This window comes from Mycobacterium sp. (assembly GCF_049683935.1).
GTDB lineage: Bacteria > Actinomycetota > Actinomycetes > Mycobacteriales > Mycobacteriaceae > Mycobacterium.
The window spans coordinates 1-2,630 of the sequence record NZ_JBAUJR010000307.1 but is presented as its reverse complement, the minus strand read 5'-3'; the positions used below and the strand labels follow the sequence as shown (position 1 = coordinate 2,630).

The 2,630-nt window shown below is 68.9% G+C and carries 3 protein-coding genes; all 3 read right to left on the bottom strand.

What is annotated here, in order from left to right:
• Positions 1 to 902, bottom strand: a 902-nt coding sequence (locus WA965_RS18125) for a DUF4350 domain-containing protein (protein ID WP_526303116.1), incomplete at its 3' end; no start/stop codon positions are given.
• Positions 899 to 1,552 (bottom strand): DUF4129 domain-containing protein, encoded by a 654-nt coding sequence (locus WA965_RS18120; RefSeq protein ID WP_526303115.1) that lies wholly within the window; start codon positions 1,550 to 1,552, stop codon positions 899 to 901. The genes WA965_RS18120 and WA965_RS18125, both read right to left, overlap by 4 nt.
• Position 1,553: 1 nt before the next feature.
• The coding region (locus WA965_RS18115) for a DUF7847 domain-containing protein (protein ID WP_526447894.1) at positions 1,554 to 2,630 on the bottom strand (1,077 nt) is incomplete at its 5' end.

Here is a 2,630-nt window from a genome sequence, read left to right as displayed (position 1 = left end):
CGGTACAACCGTCCGCGACCCTCCACCGTCTCCGAGGCACGCACCACCACCGGCAGCCTCTCGGCCACCAGAGGTCCGACCCGGCGCGCCTTCCACAGCGCGAGCAGCGCCACCGCCAGCACCAGCTGCCACACCACCCAGGTCACCTGCGGGGGGATCAGGTCGGAAACCGTGGCGCTCCCGCCGGAGTCCTGACCCTCGTCGCGCTGCGGCGCGTACCAGACCACCCGGGATCGCGTGCCCGCGAGGTTCATCGCCAGCGCGGCGTTGCCCTCCTCGAGCAGGCCCTCGTTCGTCATGAAGTAGGAGCTGCCGACGACGGTGACCGTCCGGCCGTCTGCGGTGTAGCGCGCCAGCACGCCGTCGTAGCAGCGGGTCACCGGTGTCGTCCCGGATGCCTGGTAGGCGTCGGCCACCCCGAACTGCACCGTTCCGGCCCGATTCGCCTCGCGCAGGTCACAATTGGGTGCCAGGCCCCCGTAGCTGGTTGATTCCGCGCGGCGGATCTCGGGCGCGAGTCGCTCGCGGGTGCTGCCCACCGGTTCGACAAGCAGACGATCGCCCGGCACCTCCGCCAGCCGGCTCAGCAGTGAGTCACCGAACAGGTTGAATGTCTGCGCTGCCACGAGCAGGCTGTCGGGCCGGGCCTCGCGTTCGACGTCGGCGATGGTCTCTGCCTCGACGACCGTGACGCCGTAGTCGCGCAACAGAGTCACCAGGGCGCGGGCACCTTCCGCGGACGTCGACGTCGCCTCCATCCTGCCGCCGGGTCGAGGGGCGGTGAGGTAGGTACCGGCCGCGGCGACGACGACGATGACGGCGAGAGCGAGCAGCACCCATCGCAGTCCGCGCCAACGCTGGCTCACGGTGGGGCCGACCATGGTCGACGGGGGCGGTGTCATCGGACCTCGACCCAGGCCTGAGGCGCCTCGGTCTGCGGGGCTTCGCCCTGCCGCCGCACGATGTGGCTGCCCAGCTTGTCGTCCAGCGCCGCGATCATCCGGTACTGGGATTCCGAACCGGGCCGCTCGCCGTAGGTCACGTCGTTGAAAGCCTCTGCGGCCGAGGCGAGTTCGCCGGCCAGATCCGGCAGTGCACGGCCCGCAGTACGCGCCAGCTCGGTCGCTGTCCGCCCCGGAACCGAATCGAGCACACCGTTCTCCTCGAGCTGGCGCGCGACCGCCCGCAACCGGTGGCGCACGGCGGGTGACCAATCTCCGGACGCTGCATACCTTTCGGCCGTGGCGCGGTGTTCTGCAGCACTGAGCTCCTGACCGCCGAACAGCGTCGCCGAAGCAGCTCGGTTGGTGCGCATGGCGCGTCGGGCGACGCGAACGGCGACCACCACGGCGACGGCCAGCAGAATCAGCAGCACCGTGACGGTGAACCAGCCACCGGGAACGTCCGCGCCGCCGGCCACCAGCCGGTAGATCAGTTCGTCGATCCAGTTGATGATCTGCTCTGTCAGCGACGGCCGCGGATAGACGGGATCTGCGAGTTCCCGCTGGGCGGCGTCGTGGGCAGCATCGCGGTCGATGTCGATCGTGGGCATGTCAGCTCTGGCGGGTTAGCCAGAGGTCGTCGGTGGATTCTGGTGACGATGTCGCGGGTCCGGTCGCCGCGCCCGTCTGCAGGACCAGATCGAAGGCCTCCGACCGGATGCGACGGTCGGTGTACTGCAGCACGATGACGCCTGCGCTGAACGGTCCGGTGATGATCTGGCCGATGGCCCCACCCACCGACAGCAACACCATGGACAGCAGCATCGCCGCGGTCGACACCGACGTGGCGAACACGAGCTGACCGCCGAAGCTGAACGGGATCGCCACCGCCCCCGCAATCAGATTCGCTACCAGCGTCGCCAGCAGCCGGATGCCGAACACCCGCCAGAAGTCTCCCTTGATCAGGACAAACGACCGTTTGATCGACGAGATGATGTCGCGGCGCTCCAACACGATGGCCACCGGCGCGAATGTCAGCATGGTGCCGAGGTAGACCAGTGCGGCGAGCACCGCGAGCATCAGCGGGGCACCCACGAGAAATGCGACCAGGCCGTCGTCGGTGGCGACCGCGATCCCGAAGATGATGAACAGCGCGACGACGATCAACAACACGGCGCCGATGGTCTGCAGCAGCGTGAATCCGATCAACGCCCACAGTCTCGGGCGGAACCGACGCCAGGCGTCCCCGATCGTGATCGTCGCGCCGAACACCGCGCGCCCGACGATCACGGTCAGCAGGCCGCTGAGCAGGATCGCCGACAGGAAGGTGGAGACGGTTGCGGTCAGGCTCGATGCCGCCCAGCTGATCACCATCTCGGCGGTGGGCTCATCGCTGTCCATGGCGTCGGCGAACTGGCCGGTGAAGGCGAACGGCACCAGCGACAGCACCAGCGTCAGAATCTGCGCGGCGACGACGACGATCGTCGTGAGACCCAGGGTGGCTTTGGGATTGGCCCGGATGTAGGCGACCGCGCCGTTGAACATGTCGGACAGGCCGAGCGGACGGAGCGGAACAATGCCCGGCTTCAACGCCGGCGGGGGACCGTATCCCGGCGGCGGGTAGCCAGGTGCGCCATAGCCGGGCCCACCGCCGTACGGCGGCGGGCCGTAACCCGGCGGCGGGCCGTA

Bases quoted from the DNA above. Each gene is read 5' to 3' on its own strand.
- WA965_RS18120 (WP_526303115.1), bottom strand. From the start codon at position 1,552: ATGCCCACGATCGACATCGACCGCGATGCTGCCCACGACGCCGCCCAG.